We start from the raw sequence: 16,850 nt of genomic DNA, 5'->3' as shown, positions 1-16,850 counted from the left end.
AGAAGGTAATCGGCACAACCCCGGGCAAGCTGTTCGGCCACGGCCTCAACGCCGGCATCGAGAACGCCTACCGCTCCGTGGTGCAGTAATATCGCCCCGGCGACCGCATCTGTCTGTTCGCCGGAGAAGTATGAGTCAGCCGGAAGACTGTCCGGATGGTTTCTGATGCCGGAGCTCCAGCGCGCCGACGAAGCTCGGCGTGGGCAGCGTGAGAGGCCCGGCCAGGCTGCGGGAGGTAATGTTGGTCACCATTTCGCGGATCGCACCGTAGACCAGGGCCGCCCCGTACTCGTATTGGTTCCCCGTCAGCAAGCCTTACGCATCCTTGCGGAACGCCATCATCGCCCGCTTGTTGGCGCACGCCTCATCCGCCTCGGCAACCTCCGACCCGCACACATCGCACACGGCGTAACGCAACGGAATCGTCCCTTCCACACCGGCATGCTCCACCTGCTGAGTCGACTCCCGAGGCTCAAGCCGACCCTCACCACAGGCCGGACAAACCCGCTCTTTGCTTGCGGTGGTTTGGCTCATGTCAGATTCCCTCCGCCCGTCATTCGCGGGCGAGCCCGCTCCCACAAAACCCCGGCACCCCGTAGGAGCGGGCTTGCCCGCGAATACGGCGGCGGGTTGGCCCACCCCGCCGTTCGCGGCCAAGGCCGCTCCTACAGGCGGAGGTCGGCCGCCTCCGCCGGCAAAGCCGACTTCACGTCGAACACCACGGCATTCTCGCGCCCCAGGCGGCGCACGCCCTCGCCGCCCAACGCCACGAACTCCCGGTGCGGCACGGCCAGCACCATCGCATCGTACGCGGCGGCCTCCGGCTCGCCTTCCAGCAGATCGAGGGCGTATTCTTCGTGCGCCTCGGCGGTATCCACCCACGGGTCCCACACGTCCACCTGCGCGTTGTAGCCCTGCAGGTCCGCAATGATGTCCACCACCCGGGTGTTGCGCAGGTCCGGGCAGTTCTCCTTGAACGCCAGCCCCATCACCAGGATGCGCGAGCCCACCACCGGGAAGCCCTTTCGGATCATCGCCTTCACCAGGCGGTCGGCAATATGCCCGCCCATGCCGTCGTTCACCCGCCGCCCGGCCAGGATCATCTCCGGATGGTGGCCCACCGCCTGCGCCTTGTGCGTCAGGTAGTACGGGTCCACCCCGATGCAGTGCCCGCCCACCAGCCCGGGCCGGAACGGCAGGAAGTTCCACTTGGTGCCCGCCGCGGCCAGCACCGCCTCCGTATCCAGCCCCAGCCGGTCGAACAGAAGCGACAGCTCGTTCACCAACGCAATGTTCACGTCCCGCTGGGTGTTCTCGATCACCTTGGCCGCCTCCGCCACGCGGATGCTCGGCGCCCGATGCGTGCCCGCACGGATGATGCGCGCGTACAGCTCATCCACAAACCGCGCCACCTCCGGCGTGGAGCCCGAGGTCACCTTCACGATATCGGGAATACGATGCGCCTTGTCCCCCGGGTTCACCCGCTCCGGGCTGTAGCCCAGGAAGAACCCCTCGTTCAGCAGCAGGCCGGATTCGGCCGCCAGCACCGGCGCGCAGTCCTCCTCCGTGGCCCCCGGATACACCGTGGACTCGTAGATCACCACGTCGCTATCATTCAGCACCCGCCCCACCGTACGGCTGGCCGCCAGAAGCGGGCCCAGATCCGGTCGCCGGTGCGCATCGATGGGCGTGGGCACCGTCACGATGAACACATTGCAGCCCGCCAGCGCCGCGGGGTCCGCCGTCATCTCCAGTTGCGCGGCCGCCGCCAGCTCCTCCGGCTCCACTTCCCGCGTGCGATCAACCCCCCGGTTCAGCTCCTGCACGCGCTGCGCGTCGATATCGAACCCCAGCACAGGCAGCACCCGCCCGAACTCCGCCGCCAGCGGCAGGCCCACGTAGCCAAGGCCAATTACGGCAATGCGCACATCCTCCGGCCGACGAAATTCTTCTGTACGCCTACCCATCTTCATGCACCTCGATTCCAATCCTTGTTATCTTGCCGCACCGTCCCCAAGAAACCAGCGACAAACCGCCTCCGCCTAAGGCATGCATCACACCCTTAATAACCATGCACATCCCTATCACGATCCACCACATAATCCATAAGGATCACTGTACGGTCTCGTTAATTACCAGCCTCGTCTTACCATTCGGCCCGACCGGCATCGCTTCGATCCGTTCTACATTCACTCGAACCTTGTAGCCCAGAACCTGGCGGAAATTCGCCTCTGCCAATTCCCCGATTTCTTCCAGGCACGCCCCCTCCTCAGGAACAACGCGTAATACGAATTCCTCAACACTCCTCTGCACTACTTGCGCCCGCTCCACCCCTTCCAAGTCCTTCAAGGTGCGATAGGAAAACATCCCCATCCTGCCGCCATCTCGCAGCGTCACCATGTCCTCGACCCGTCCCACTACACCGTCAACCGTTGGCGTGCAGAGCCCACATGGGCATCCGGAGCCCCTTTCGGCTCGCAGCCCCTCCACAAAATCCCCCGTCCGGTAACGAATCAGGGGCATGCGATCCTGCGTGAAGCTCGTCACCACGAGCTCCCCACTTCCTTCGCTTCGCAGCCCCTTCTCCGTCAGCACCTCAAACACCCCAGATTGCCAGCGGACATGATAAGTACCATGCAGGCACTGCTGAATAAACGGAACCCCTTCACTCGCCGAGTAATAATTAGCTACGGGCGCCCCCGCCAGCTCCTCCATCCTCTCCCGCACATCGGGGGTTAGCGTCTCCGCCGTGGTAATACAGGCCTGCAGAAACGTCGCCCAGTCAACACTGTCGTGCGTAAGCTCCAGAAGCGCTTTGATGGCTGAGGGATAACCGTCAAGGACAACTGGACGAAACTCGTTCAACTTCCGCGAGATCACCGCCTTGTGGCGACGATCCAGGTGATACGTAGAGACCAGGAGTTGCCTCTCAGACGGCACGTGGAGCCACGGCCGTTCACTCACCGCACTGGGGTCTGCTATCAAACGACCCGACAGCCTCACTGAGCGGTACCCGTCCTCGAGCCCACAAAGCCGTGCATGATCTGCGAGATACGCAAAACGCCGTTGCTCCGACTTGGGACTGTGTTCCACCACCATGGGCTGTCCCGACGTACCACTCGTCGCCGATGTCTTCCCCTTGGGCACCTTGCTGCTAATAAACTCGCTCGTCCGCGACTTAAGCTCCGCTTTTTCCAGAACCGGAACGGCTGCAAGCCAATCCAACGCTCGCCCTGAGCCGGGCGGCGCCGGCATATGCTCCGAGTAGAACGGAACCGTTTGCCACGCATGCATAAGAACACGCCACAAGCGCCGTTGCTGTAGGCGCGCCTGCCTCTCCACATCCGACACCTGTGTTTTCCGAAGCAGCCTCAACTCGGCCTCAAACGTGGGCCCATACCGGCGCTTTGACCACCGATACCCTACACCGGCCACTAGCACCTGCCTCACCCACCAAGGGGCCCTGCGCAGAAATTTCTCCACCGCCTTCATGTTTGCACTCCAATGGCTCGCAACCTGCATCCACCCCCTCCATCGCTCTCAGGCGCAAGCGAGGGCCCCGGCTCTCGCCACTACGGCCAAACCCGACCACTCCGCCCGTACACCGTCCCGAACGGCGACAGACAAAGCCGACACAGCTACCCCTAGGGCTTGCCGAATTGCTATGCGCCTACCTCTTCCCACCCGGTCGCCCAGCCGCTCTCACCACCTGAGCATATTCCTCTCCCCATGCCTCCAAGCTGAAGGCGCCCTTCGCATACTCCGCCGCTTGTCCGGCTACCGCCTGCGTCTCCTCCCGATGATCCATACACCAGCGAATCCGTCCAAACCACGCCTCTGGATCGTCTAGAGGTTCGATCCAGCCCGTATCCCCTTCCTGGACGATTTCAGGCATACCGCCTACCGGGCTGACCACGACCGGAAGACCGATATACATTGCTTCCTGCACCGTATTGGGCACACCCTCGTCCTTCGATGGCATAACAAGCAGATCCGCGTCCGCCATCAGCTCAGCTACGTCTTCCCGCCAACCAAGGATCTCAAACACCGCGGTTAAGCCCGCCTCCTCCAAACTCTGGCGAAGCCGACTCGCGTACTCCTCATCAAAAATCGCCCCAGCCACTCGGACCCGGATCGCACCCTCACTGATCCCAGCGTTTCCTAGCCTACGCATAGCGTCTACAATAAGAAGCTGGTTCTTCCTTTCGCAGATCATGCCGACCTGCAAGACCGTAAACGGCTCCGATCCGCCTGCGCCGATCTCCTTTCGACGCCTTCGCACCTCCTCTAGCCGGGCAAACTCCACACCCGGGATTATCGCATTGAACTTACGCACGTACGTCGCAGACAATTCTCTACCAAAAATGCCATCGGGCGCACCGCGGTACTGAAAGACAACCACCGAGGATGCCCACAACGCGAAGCGGTGGAGTAGCCGGACTACACCTTCCGATCGAGGCTCATAATCCACGTCCCAGACCAGACTCTTACGCGACAGCACGGTCCCCACGCCTGCCAACGCAATCCCCCTGCTACCGCGTATCCATACCCCGTCGACATCCAACCGACGGACCAACCTCCAGAAGCGGAGATTTTGTCTTAACAGTGAAAGACCGATCCGTATCTTGAATACAGGCCCGCCCCCCAACAAAGCGCCATGCCCACGCGTAAGAGTCTCCAGCCGATCTTGTTCCACCGCCCCGATGCCCCACTTCCCAGCCTCACGAAGAAGCTCACTCCCGTGTTCCGAAGCCACCCATACCTCAACATCATGGGCCGACAACGTCTTCGCAAGCGACAACGCCCTCCGGGGCGCCCCTGTAAGCGCACCCGGCGTGTCCATATAAATCAAGATCTTCATAAAAGCATCACCGCGTTCGACACATGTATCCCTTGGCCCACAACACTTCTAGCAACGCGACCCGAATTTAAGCGTCAACAAGCCCCCTTTCCCGGGGACCCGCTTTTTCCTCGGCTGCAATCCGGCGACCGCACACCCCGCATCCGCGTAACCGAGCTCTCACAGCAGGGTGACCTGATGGTGTCCTTTCTCGGGCCGCCACCTTCTCTCGCTCACGTCTATAGTAACATCCGCCCATGAGAAACCTCCGGCCGCACCTCGCACCGCCCATATTCTCCCGGGGCGGACTCGACCGGGGCACTTACCCTCACAACTCTTAAAACTCCAACCCACGGATTCGACCTCTTTCCGCGAGCCTCTCGTGCCGACCAAGGATCGCCGCACGGGTACGCTCCGAACTCACGTACGCCGGCTTTCTACGATCACCCCACAGCCCTAAAGCCCCCAGCCTGGGGCTTTCCAACGCAACATTACGTCCCACGCCGTCAAAAGACACATAACACCGATAAAAACCCACCTGTTAGCCATTGGTAGAGCCAGACCACCCAACAAAATCACCCAGATCCCCGCCTCAAGAAACCTCCTCGTATACGGAAAAAACCAGTACATTGACAAATAGACCACGATCAAACCGATAGAAAACAAATTGCGACGCACATGCTCCTTCCCCGCGGTCGCAAAAGCCCCAAGTATGATCGCCCATGCTATAAAGGCCCCACCCCCGACCTGCACCTCCATCGCGGCATACCTCTCAACCTGCCGAACCCCGGCCCCCAAGTAGTCCAACAGGAAAAGCATAGCTAGGACGCTTCCCGCAACACCAAACAACGTCAACGTTAGCCGCGCGCGATACCGTTGCACCGCACCAACCCCCATATACAGCAAGAAAAGCGGCAGAAACACAATGTGAATCAGCGGCGTGAGGGATAGAAGGAAAATCCGCACACTAGTGCGTTCCAACGTAAGAGCCAGAAGCCACACAGAGATGGCAACCGACATACGAATGTGGTGGACATGGTTGGTTAAGATATACCCGCTGAAAGTAAGCACCAGAACGAGAACTGTATACTTCGGCGCACGGGATACCACAAACCAATAGGGCACGAAGGCACCGAAGAAAATAAATATCCTCAGGACATTTTCCGCGCCGACCACTGACCCCAGTGCAACATTCAGAACAAGCCACAGCGGCTCGTTAAGCAGCCCGTACAGCCAAGACTCCCCAAAATTAGCGCCCAACCGCACGGCAGCGTCCCCGGCGATCGCAAGGTAGTTATCCCGGTCCTTGAATGCATCAATGGGCAAAGCCGCAAATGACACTCCCGCAACGGTTGCCACAAGGAACGCTCGGAGCTGTCGCAACGATACACTCGCGCCGCATAATTCCATTTTACAAAACACGCGCATTCAATCTCCAGCACGAAACTCGCCATCATGCACCGGCGGCACACACTGCCCCAACCGCTAAACACTCACATCTTCTGGAGGGCCTGCAAATACTTTACGCCGACCACATCAACATGAAAATCGCTGGCTCTTCGTCGCTGCCGCCCCGAGCACTTCGCCGCCCCTGCGGTCAACCATCTGCCGAGCACCTCCGCCAATGCGCGCACGTTACCTGGTGGAACCAACTCCCCATACTTGCCACCACACAGGATTTCACTCGGCCCGCTCGGGCAGTCAAATGCGACAACCGGAAGACCTGCATCTAACGCCTCGACCAAGACATTCCCAAAACCTTCATATCGAGAACTTAGAACAAACAGGTCGCACACGGGGAGGTAGGCTCTCAAGTCTGGCACGCCGCCAAAAAAAATCACGACGCCTTCAAGGCTGTTTTCGTGAACCATTCTCTCCAGTTCATTCCGGTTAGGCCCATCACCAAAGATGACAACACGAAAGTTGGCGAACCCTTCACGAACGAGTCGCGCCACCGCCAGAATCAGAAGATCGAACCCTTTTTGATCGACGAGACGGCCCGCGGCTGCAATAATCGGCACAGGTTCAGTTACAGCCAAGCGTGCCGCAAAGTTCGCGCGGTCAACAACGGCCGGCTCGTCCAGGCCGACTACCGGGTTATAAATCACATCGGCGGGTAGCCTTGACGCCGCTGCACACTCCTCAAAGAAGGAGTCCAACGATCCCTGAGAGTTGGCTATCAGAAGGTCGGCATAGCGCCGTCCATACCAAAATGCCCTCCGCTTGGCCCACCGCGCGAAACGAGACCGTGTTTGGTGGATGATCTGGGCAGGGTCCGTCAGTATTCGCACGGCCATCTTGCGCCGCCGGTCACATAGCCGAAGCCAAGGCGTCAAGAGCCCCGCAAGCAGCGGATCAAACACTATGACTCGAGGCGCCAGCAAGCGACGATGGAGAGCCATCCGGACGGCAAACCGTGCAAGCCGGCGCCCGCCCAGCACCTCCACTCGCCCCTCAAGCGAAGAGGCGAGATGAGGATCGGCACGCGCACACACGATGTTAACGACAACGCCTTGTCTAACGGCATACAGCGCCAAATTCCGCGCAACGACACCGGCTCCACCAGATAAGGAGAAGACCACAATGGATAACCGCATCCTGAACCCCTATGGTGAACACCGACCGTAGCGTTCTATAACGCCCAAACCCACCGAGCTCCAGAACACGTTCCGAATTACCGAACGCGCCACACTTGTGCCCCCATTCCAGCTGTTACTTAATTTGATCAATAATCGCTGTCACCTCGCCCCACATCGCTTCGGAACGGCACTTTAGCATCCCGGATAAAAAGAAAAACGGGGACAGATTTATTTTCTCACGTCCGGCGCGACGGCGGGCGACCGGGACGGCGTCGCTCGATTCGGCAGCCAATAATCTGCTCCACTTCGTCCACGAAACGCTGGTTCCCAGTGAGCTGGCCGCGCTGCAAGGCCTCGCGCAGCAGCGTCAGCCCCTGCTGCGGGACGCCCTGCTCCTCGAAGCGGGCGTAGCGCTTACGGCGTTCGGCCGCTTCGTCCGCCAGGTCCAGACACGCCGGGTCCAAGTCGATCCAGCTCTCCGCCTCGCCCATCCGCTGGCGGTAGCTGGACCAGGGGTACTCCCCGGCGGCCGCCACCATACGCGCCCGCACTGGGTTCAGCTCGATGTAGCGAGCGCAGGCCAACAAGTACGTCTCCGTCTGCACCGGACTGGACTTGTAGCGCCCTTCCCACAGTGTACCGGAGCGGCCCTCCAGGCGATTGCGATACCGCGTGGCGCGCGCCGCCAGCGCCTTCATCAGCGACCCCATCGCCTTACCGTTAATGCGGTTTATTCTGGCCGAACGCCCGTCGGTTCGCGGCCAGGGCCGCTCCTACAGGGGAGGCAGACAGCCACCGGACCGGTGTTCACAGCGTGGCGGCATTCACGATGCCGTGGTTGGCCAGTTGGCGGCGGACGACTTCGCTGTACACCCCCAGTTCTTCGGCGGCCTCCTCGATCGATTCGTCTTCGATCACCCGGCCCCAGTCCTTCTGGCGCAGCCAGTCGGCGGGCGCCAGGAGCTCGGCGGCAAAGGCGCGGTTGCGCTTTTGTCGCGGGGTTCGCGCGGCGGTCACCAGGGTACTCGCGGTGCTTCCGCCGATCAGCAATTCCAGCAGACCGCGGCAAAATGCGAAGCGGCGCGGTTTTCCGCTGCGCGCCGCGAGCACAAGACCGCCCTGGCCCGGTTCGGCGCTCTCCGCCAGGGCATCCAACCAGTGGTTGAGGGGCGGCCTTTCGGCTGAAACGACGGGAAGGTTTCGCATGCCGAGTGCGCCGGCGATCCAATCATCGTCGCGCAAGGGTTGGTTGCCGATGCCCGCCACCCTTCTTAGCGCCATGGCGGCCTGGTACCCCGCATCCCAGGGCGACGAGACATCGCCCGCCCCGGCGGCGCCCTGCACTGCATCGCGCAGGTCGGCGAACGGGCCCAGATCCAGCGGCTGGGCGCGGAGGCGTTCCCGGAGGGAGAGGACGTAGTCCGCACCAGCGCGCAGATCATCCACGGTCAGCGCCGAGAAGAAGTCTTCATGCCACGGCTCGGGAAGGCGGTGGGCGACATCCACGATGGTATCGGCCTGGTCGGCGGTGGCGGTATAGGGGTTCAGCCCGGTCTGTGCGGCCGCTATGCAGAAGGCGCGCTCTTCGTCCGTCGCCTGCTGGATCGCGGCCCATTCCTCCTGCAGCAATGTGTTGTGGATGTTGCAGGCTTCAAGCCGGCCGATCACCAGCTCCACCCAGCGTTCGAGCGTCTCCACGAAGGCTTCTGCCGGTACGGTGGCCGTCCCGGAAGAGGGAAACGAGACGCTTCCATAGTCTTCCGTGCGCCATTGCAACAGGACCTGCCCGCCCTGCGGCGTGATGTTCAGGGCCGGCAGGGCGTAGCCCTCGCGACCGAACCGGAGGTCGTGGCGCGATGCGTAACTGCTGTCGGCCGTAACCTCGGGCTCTGGCAGGAGCGACCACCAGTTGCGGACGATCCACTCGGTGACCGGATAAAGGGGCACGAGGACGTGATCGCGGAAGCAGCCGGAGCGGCTGTCCAGCACCCGCGTAACGGGATGTCCGTTGACGGACAACGAGAACCGCGCCCAGGTCGCACGAAGCTCGTCCCCGCGGGAACCGTCCACGGCCTCCCATTCCGCCTGAAAGCGCAGCGGCTCAGTCATAACGAGGAAGGTACATCCTTGTGCTCGGGGCTGCCCACGTACGAGATGCGTTCGGCCAGCACGCGCCGTTCGGGCGCCGATTCCCGCTCTCGTTGGAGATCACCGATCCGGGCAGTTGCGCGCATCATGGCCGTACCCGTTGCAGATCCGGCACCGGCGAACTGTCGGGCACGTCTGTATATTGTGACCGGACTGCCCGCAATGGGAGCAACGCGGTACGTTGGGGCAGTTGCGCGCCGTATGCGCGCCAGAGCCGCAGTTGGAACAGGCCATGGTTTCTCCTCAGGACAATGTGTCTGACTCATTGGGGCCACTGGAGTGTGCGCGCGTACCGACGCTCTCCTCCATGCGCTGCTTCATACAGCCGATGTCATCGCCATTCTGAGGCACTTTCCAGCCACAGTGCAGGCGGCTTCCGGCATCCACGATGCGCCGGCACAGCGGGCAAAGCTCGTGGCTTGACTGGTCAACGAGGGTACGAAGCCAATCGGCATCGTCCAACGAGCGGTATTCGGCGCGCTGAACTTCGACGAGATCCGCAATGCGGTCGCCGTCCGGGTCGATGCTCACCGAAAGGGCGCCAATGCCGTTGCTGCGGCACATGGCCAGCAACTCACTCAACCGAGCCTCGTCGTGGAACTGCGCGGCATCGAACAGCGGGATGATGATGTACGTGTAGTTCGACCGGGTGCGGTAGTTGACCGCCTGGCTGATGGCCTGGGAGATAGCGGGGATGTCGTTCGTGGCCTTCAGCTCAAAGCTGTACATCACGAATTCGTCATTGGCCATCTGGCGACGGATACGGAAACCGACGAAGTCCGCGTTCTCGAATCGGCCACCCTGGCGGCGACTCTGCACGTGCTCCACCCGGGCAAAGTCGAACGCCTCCTTGAGCCAGGGCAGCAGTGCATCCCCAAGCTGGTCCTCGCGCCTGCGGCCGGGGTATCGGTATTCCCGTGTCGCGGCGCTGAAGCGCTGGCTGCGCCCCTGCGCGAAGCGATAACTACTGTTGCCGCATACCGCTTCCTTGAACCCGGAACGAAAGGCATCCAGGTCGCTGTCGATGCCGGGGCGGTGCATCAGCTCCGTGACACTCGGCATCCGTTGCTTGAGCACTTCATCCAGGCGGCCTTCTGTAACGCCCTCGTTCAGCAGCTGCTCGCCCAGTGCCTTGCCCGCAGCGGCCGGCGGCTCGATGGCCGTGAGACTCAAGGGGCCGCCCCGACCGGGGGTTGGCTGCCAGTAGAAACCCATGTCGGCTTGATGCGCCAGCAAACGCTCCTTGAACGCTGTCCACTGGTCAATGCCCTTCTTTCCGCAAAGGGTGTTGCTCTGGTCGGCGCTCATGCCCGCCAAGCTGGATTCCAGCAACCGTGGGGGCTCATTCACTTGAGCGAAGCGCAGGCACTCGGCAGCGCTGCGCTCTATGGCTTCGGTAGTGTTCATGCGGGCTCGTAGACGAAGAAGCGGTGGTAGGGGTACTGGAATTCACCTAATCCGATCGATCACGGAAAACACTTCGCCCCACATCTCCTCCGAACGAGACTTGAGGCGTGCGGATTCCACTTTGAGTGACTCTGATAGCTCGCGGTTGCTCCGTTCATCCACCAACCGATCAATTTTTTCGGCTAATTCATGGTTTGCGTCATCGACTGACACGACCCCATCGGGGAAGCCGTAGTCACGGAACAACTCCTGATATTTATGGCTCCATCCGGTGGCGATGGATGGGACACCCTGGCTGAGTGCACTGACCAGGCCGTGGAACCGGCTACCGATGGTGGCAAAACTTGCGCCAAGGATACCCTTGATCTTCAACGGATCGTCCTCGACAAGGACTGGAAGGCCGCCGGCACCTTCCGAGATCTGGTCCGCAAGCCAACGGTCATTCGCGCCCTCGTGTACCAGAATGAACGGCTTTGCGCCCTTATCCTTAAGCTGTTGGGCACAACGCACCATGAACGGGAGATACGCGCTGCTCCGCGAACCATCCGTCTTGTCGACCATGCGGTAGTTCGGCACCAGGCATACGCCATGCTGGTTACGGTCGAAGTATTCTGGCACCACTCCGTTAACCAGATTGGTGAAGTCCGGGTACTGGCGGATATTCCCGCGCTCGCCAGTCACGTCGGTGAGGTAGTCGTAGGACGTTTGCTCCCGGGGCATGACGAGATCGATGTTATCGACCGCCCGCCGAATTGCCTTGCGAATACGCTTGCCCGTGTAGGGCCCGAACGCCTGGGGCATCAGGATCACCTTCGTACCCTGCTTGCGCCAACGCGCGGCAGAGTGCGCCAGCTCCCGGGCGCTCCGATCCCCCCACTGGTCGCTGTAGGAAAAACCGGCTGCGTCGATGACGACATCGACATCCCGGTCGAGGACGACGCCATACATCTCCCGCAGCTTCCGGGGTGCCAACCCGGCCAGATCTCCCAGCTGAAACCCGTACCGATAAAGCGATGCCTTGGGGTAGAAACCATGATCAACGACCTTCCGGAACGGCATCGAGGACCCGCTGTGTGTCGGCGCCATGGTCAACAGGGCTTCGGGATAGGCCGCTTGAACCCTCTCCATGATTGCGCGCAGCATCAGTTCCGCGCCCTTGTTCACGAACCCGGCCTTTCGGATCTCGATAATCATTCCGGCGCACACTCCTGCGTAATCAGTGAATTCTGCTTTTTCTGCGAATAAGGGATGCCGCTCGCGGGGTCTCCATAGCCGATGGAGATCAGCATCACGACCCGCTCGTATTCCGGCAGACCGAGGATCCCCTGCAGCTTGCGCTCCGACCAGTCCACGTCGGGCCAGTTGATCGGGCAGGTGGAAAGCCCCAGTGTTTCGGCCGCGAGCATGAGCTGCATGGAGGCCAGCGAGGCATCGATATAGATCAGGTGCCGATCGCGCTCCTTGGGATATGCGGAGAGATCGCCCACCACCACGATGATGGCCGGTAGCTGCTGAGCAAAGCCGGTGGTACCCCCGGCGCATTCGGCAATTTCGGTGGCCCGATCGGGATCGTCCGCAACGATGAACCGATACGGCTGGCGATTGCACGCCGATGGCGCCAGGGCGGCCGCGTTGATGGCCTGCTGGATCAGGTCCGAGGGAACCGGCTGCTGCTTGTACCACCGCACCGAGCGACGACGGAGGAACAGCGTGGCGAGCTGGTCGAACGAAACGTCGGTCTCGGGACAGGCGGACAGCGGATAGGGCTTGAATGTGCGAGGTTCAGCGTCGTTCGCACGGTCGCGTTCCGCTCCCTCCCGTGCATATTCCGTCCGGGCTTTGCGTATGGGCGGCGTGTCCTCCACCACGCTGAAATATTCGTCCAGAACATCCGTGGCCCAGCGAAGCTCGCCCTCCGAGTAGCCCGGCCGGGCCTTCGCACGGTTGTAGCAGCGCACGGTCTCCAGGATGAAGGCCTCGGCGAACACGTTTCTCCGGGGCTGCATGATCAGCCCCTTCTCCAGCCGATGCACATTCCGCCGCAGCAGTGGCGAGGTGTCGTCCATGCTGCGCAGCGCCCTGTGGTAGGCAGCGCGCCCCTTCAGCACCGCAAGGTGCTCACGGTCGAAACGTCGGCTGAAGAGAAAGTAGTACAGGTTGGCCAGCCAGCGGTTGGCCGCGACGATTCGAAGGCTTGCTGCGGCGATCGCATCGAGGGCGCGGAGCACCGAGCGCTTGGCTGGGGCCGGTAAAATGCCCCGCAACAATGACTTCATACGTAAATATCCCCTTCGAACTCCATCTTCCTTAACAAGAGCGCCAGCGTTGCCCGCATGTGCATCTCATAGGGGCTCCTAGCCAACCCGGGCCCCACCTTCTTAAGCTGGCCATCTACGTAATCCGATTGGGCCTCACACTGCCCTCGGACCTCCTCCTCCAAAACCGAGAGCCCCGACCACAAGCCGAATTCATCACCAAGCGATTTTTGCCAATCCTTTACAAGCGGGAGCTGCCGCATCACGCGACGGAACCCGCGCTTAGCCAGGTCCACCCCGGGCACAGCCCTTCTCACCCTTGGTTCGAGCCCAAACTCGACCCCCAGCTCCCTAAATACGCCCCTCGCGTATTCCCGATACAATCGCGAACCTCGCTTATGCTCCAACGGGATACGCTCCCAAAAGTCAACATACTCGGCATCCCACAACGGCATCCCCCAGGCAAGACCTACTCCTTCATAATACCTATTGGTATTAACGATGAATTTCGCCTGCCTTTCACGCTGCTCCCACGCCTCGAACTTCCGATACCATGCCTGCCCCGGCGCGAGAGTCTCAACCTGCTCCTCCACCCTCAACATCACATCCTTTGGGCAGAAGTTGTACAATCCGTGCCGCTTTCCAATCAAGGATGCCACCCCGCGGCTCGAGGATATCCGTGATATCGACCTCGGTATGTGCCCCCCACTAATAAAGTCCCCGGTATGCCCTACGAGGACGACGGAGCCCCTCTCGTCAATGCTGCGCAATCGCTCTTGAAACAACAACGACGCAAGCCCGCTGATCGATACATACGAAGCTGCCTCTCGGATCATGTCCTTAACCCAAGGATGGCCCACAACCGTGGCCCACCTCTCAGCCGAATGCGGAACCAGCTCCCATTCATACCCTAATTTTTCTGCGAGCCTCCGGCTAATTTCTACATCCCGACTACCCGCAGCCCCCCACGCATAGCATTTTACGGATTCAACCCCACCTTTCTTCAACATGCAAAGCAACAACCGAGAATCATAGCCAGCACTAAGCGGCAAGATCACTTTACGCCCATGCAGACCCGATATAACGCGATCGAAAGCGCCCTCAGTGACCCCATCCAAGCAAGATACCAAGTGACCCTTGCTTTCCTCGGAAACAGGTCTTGTATTGTATGCATACCCCGAATAAACCTTCACGGCATTTTCAGAAAAACACAACAACGAGCCCGCCTCGAGCGAAAAGACATCGCGGATTAGGGTGCGCGATCCTGTCACGTAACCAAAAAAACAAAAGTCAGACAAGGAAGATTGATCTACAGCCCCGACCCGATCCACGCACGCTCCAGGCCTATCTGAAACAATAAGCTCGCCGTCCGCACACGAATAGAACAGGGGCATCTCCCTCACCCCTCCAGGGCTCGCCTCGATAGATCGTAGTCCGGATCCGCTATAACCTACCAGCAAAAAGGGCAGACGCAGTCGCCTTATCTCGTCCGGATTTGCCCAGTCGACATCCACAGTCATGTAACGCGGCTTATACAGTACCCGATCGTCAGCGAGGCGAAGCGCCTCCCAGCGCCCACCATCAAACCGGAGCGCCACATTGCGCAGACCCACGTATTCCTTCATGACAAGGATCCCCTATTTTCTTCCAATCGCGCATCGCTATTCGCACAGAACCAATACGCCATGGTAATAAAGATGGCGTTATGTAGAATGCCAGTTAGCGAATAGAGCGCCACGGCCACGAGAGCGCTCTCCAACCACCAAGCACCGAGGACAATTGCGCCTGCGCGCAGGAAGGTGCTAGCCACGTTTAAGACGAGTGCGAGATGCTGCTTGTGATATACGATTATCGCTTTTGCGCTGGGCTGATTCAGAAAAACAAAGAACATCCATGCGGAAATCCATTGTGCGTAGATACCTGCATGACGCCAGTCACTACCGAACACAAACTCAAAGATCCAGGGACCGAGAAAGACAACTGTAGCAAACGGAACAAAGCCAATCGCACCGAGGCTTGCGGTAGCGCGGACCCAAATTGGGGTTGCGCGCCGGCCATCGTTAACCGCCTCAGAGAACCGGGGGTAAAACACGCTACCGACTGCCTGCCCAACGATACTTGAAGGTGCTTTCAAAACCTGCACACAGAGCACGTAATAGCCGGCGATGACAGGACCGAAATAGGCCGCAAGGAGTATAACTGGAAGCGCGTGGGAGGCTGCGTTCAGGAAAAGTTGAGGCGACTGATAGAATGGGAAATCACGGTGCCGGTGCGCGAGTTCCTTCAGGGGAGTTCTTGGCCCTTCGTCGGCCGCAGTGGGTTCTGCCTGGTAGCGCCTGCGCGCGCCGATGAACAGCAGCGCAGCGTGAAGCGCGTGGCCCAGTGTGGCCAGCACGATGAGTACCGCGCCGACGGGATGCAGCCAGCCGAGGCCACTCTTGGCGCTGTTCAGAATCAGTGAATGCGCGACTGCGGAGCGGGCGACCACACCGAATTGCTTCTTGCGGATCAGCCACTGCTGGGCAATCTGCATCCATGCGGCGAACAGCATAGCCACGGGGATCAGGAACAGGTAGCCGGCAACGGATTCGGCACCGAGCGTTGCCGTCAGCCAGTCGCCACCGAATGCCAGGAGGGCAGCGGCCAACAGGGCGACGCCGAACGACAGGATGGCGGACAGGCGGACCAGGCCCAGTGCGTCGCGGTCTTCCCGTGGGAGGACGATGGCGATGGGGTATGCCAGCGCGGCAACGGGGATGGCGACGGCGACGATCGCCATGAAGGTGCCCAGCAGGCCGAAGGCTTCCGGCCCGTAGATACGTGTGATAAGCGGGGCGAAGGCCATGGTGATGGCCTGCGCCCCGGCGGTGCCGGAGGCGACTACCGCCACATTGCGGGCGAAACGGCTGCGCCAGACGCGATCGAACGCGCGCCGCGGGAGGGCCATTGCGTTACTCATTGCAGGTGCGGGGCTGCCCCACAGCAGTCTCCAGCAGCCGCTTGCCGATGCTGTGGCGGCGCATCTCGATGAAGCGGTTCATCGCGTAGTGCGTGAGCGAGCGGAAGAAGGCGGAGAACAGGATGAGCCCGAAGGCGGCCGCGCCCAGCGCGAGGATGAAGGCATCCACCGAGGTGAAGCCGAGGCCATCAAACACGCTGTTGAGCACCGGGTTGGTCTGCACCACTTCGGGGTTGCCCAGCACGCTCAGAAACGGCATGACCGAGGCGACGCCCGCGGTTTCCAGCACGGCCATGACGATGACCATGCCGAGCACGAGGCCGCCGCGGCGTTTTTCCTTGCGGCTGAGCAGGGCCAGGGCTTTGCGGTAGGTGCTGAGCATGGGGTGGCCGGTTGGGTGGTTTCTGGTTGATTTTCTCGTAGGAGGCCAGCCCTCTGGCCGATCTGGCATGGCCGGTCGGTGCCCGATGCCACACCGGGGGATCGGCCGGAGGGCCGGCCTCCTACGCGGGGTGTTCACCGCTTGAACGAACTGCGGATTGGGCCACGAATCGTGGGGCGAATCAAGTTCGCGGCCGAGGCCGCTCCTGATATGGATTGACCTGTCAACGGTTGGCTGTAGCGTTCGATCGAGACCTCCTGTTTTCCATGCCTTCGAGGCA

Annotated in this window: 13 protein-coding genes and 2 pseudogenes; all 15 read right to left on the bottom strand. The window is 61.0% G+C overall.

From position 1 onward, the window contains the following. Positions 1-135: 135 nt before the first annotated feature. The gene (locus F788_RS14090) at positions 136-312 is read right to left on the bottom strand and encodes a hypothetical protein (RefSeq protein ID WP_019590437.1); all 177 of its coding nucleotides are present in this window, start codon (positions 310-312) and stop codon (positions 136-138) included. A gap of 3 nt (positions 313-315) precedes the next feature. Further along, positions 316-534: a hypothetical protein gene (locus F788_RS0112875; RefSeq protein ID WP_017942171.1), complete on the bottom strand. Its 219-nt coding sequence runs from the start codon at positions 532-534 to the stop codon at positions 316-318. A 131-nt stretch (positions 535-665) separates the two neighbouring features. Beyond that, a complete protein-coding gene (locus F788_RS0112870) occupies positions 666-1,967 on the bottom strand; it encodes a nucleotide sugar dehydrogenase (RefSeq protein ID WP_026332793.1) in 1,302 nt (433 codons plus the stop codon). A gap of 145 nt (positions 1,968-2,112) precedes the next feature. Continuing rightward, a complete protein-coding gene (locus F788_RS0112865) occupies positions 2,113-3,099 on the bottom strand; it encodes a phenylacetate--CoA ligase family protein (protein WP_155984443.1) in 987 nt (328 codons plus the stop codon). A gap of 571 nt (positions 3,100-3,670) precedes the next feature. Continuing rightward, positions 3,671-4,861: a glycosyltransferase family 4 protein gene (locus tag F788_RS0112860; protein ID WP_019590434.1), complete on the bottom strand. Its 1,191-nt coding sequence runs from the start codon at positions 4,859-4,861 to the stop codon at positions 3,671-3,673. Positions 4,862-5,296: 435 nt separating this feature from the next. Continuing rightward, a complete protein-coding gene (locus F788_RS0112855; RefSeq protein ID WP_231372070.1) occupies positions 5,297-6,268 on the bottom strand; it encodes an EpsG family protein in 972 nt (323 codons plus the stop codon). Between the two features lie 65 nt (positions 6,269-6,333). After that, positions 6,334-7,437 carry a glycosyltransferase gene (locus F788_RS13820; protein WP_081622845.1) on the bottom strand — a complete coding sequence of 368 codons (1,104 nt, stop codon included), beginning with the start codon at positions 7,435-7,437 and terminating at the stop codon, positions 6,334-6,336. Between the two features lie 218 nt (positions 7,438-7,655). After that, a pseudogene (locus F788_RS0112850) lies at positions 7,656-8,132 on the bottom strand (transposase); the annotation flags it as partial. 94 nt (positions 8,133-8,226) lie between these two features. Next, positions 8,227-9,489, bottom strand: coding sequence for an ImmA/IrrE family metallo-endopeptidase (locus F788_RS0112845; RefSeq protein WP_231372069.1), 1,263 nt, complete (start codon positions 9,487-9,489; stop codon positions 8,227-8,229). Between the two features lie 321 nt (positions 9,490-9,810). Further along, positions 9,811-10,974 (bottom strand): hypothetical protein, encoded by a 1,164-nt coding sequence (locus F788_RS0112835; protein ID WP_019590430.1) that lies wholly within the window; start codon positions 10,972-10,974, stop codon positions 9,811-9,813. Between the two features lie 42 nt (positions 10,975-11,016). Continuing rightward, positions 11,017-12,168, bottom strand: coding sequence for a polysaccharide pyruvyl transferase family protein (locus tag F788_RS0112830; RefSeq protein WP_019590429.1), 1,152 nt, complete (start codon positions 12,166-12,168; stop codon positions 11,017-11,019). Continuing rightward, positions 12,165-13,250 carry a nitroreductase family protein gene (locus F788_RS0112825; RefSeq protein ID WP_019592940.1) on the bottom strand — a complete coding sequence of 362 codons (1,086 nt, stop codon included), beginning with the start codon at positions 13,248-13,250 and terminating at the stop codon, positions 12,165-12,167. Before F788_RS0112825 ends, F788_RS0112830 begins: the two co-directional genes overlap by 4 nt. Then, complete coding sequence (locus F788_RS14185) at positions 13,247-14,854, bottom strand: asparagine synthase C-terminal domain-containing protein (protein ID WP_231372068.1); 1,608 nt, start codon at positions 14,852-14,854, stop codon at positions 13,247-13,249. The genes F788_RS0112825 and F788_RS14185 overlap by 4 nt, the downstream gene beginning before the upstream one ends. Beyond that, positions 14,851-16,176: a lipopolysaccharide biosynthesis protein gene (locus F788_RS0112815; protein WP_019590426.1), complete on the bottom strand. Its 1,326-nt coding sequence runs from the start codon at positions 16,174-16,176 to the stop codon at positions 14,851-14,853. The genes F788_RS14185 and F788_RS0112815 overlap by 4 nt, the downstream gene beginning before the upstream one ends. A gap of 22 nt (positions 16,177-16,198) precedes the next feature. Then, a pseudogene (locus F788_RS13480) lies at positions 16,199-16,570 on the bottom strand (ABC transporter ATP-binding protein); the annotation flags it as partial. Positions 16,571-16,850 lie beyond the last annotated feature (280 nt).

The organism is Thioalkalivibrio sp. ALE10, assembly GCF_000381385.1.
Classification (GTDB): Bacteria; Pseudomonadota; Gammaproteobacteria; order Ectothiorhodospirales; family Ectothiorhodospiraceae; genus Thioalkalivibrio.
This window is presented reverse-complemented; position numbering and strand designations above follow the sequence as displayed.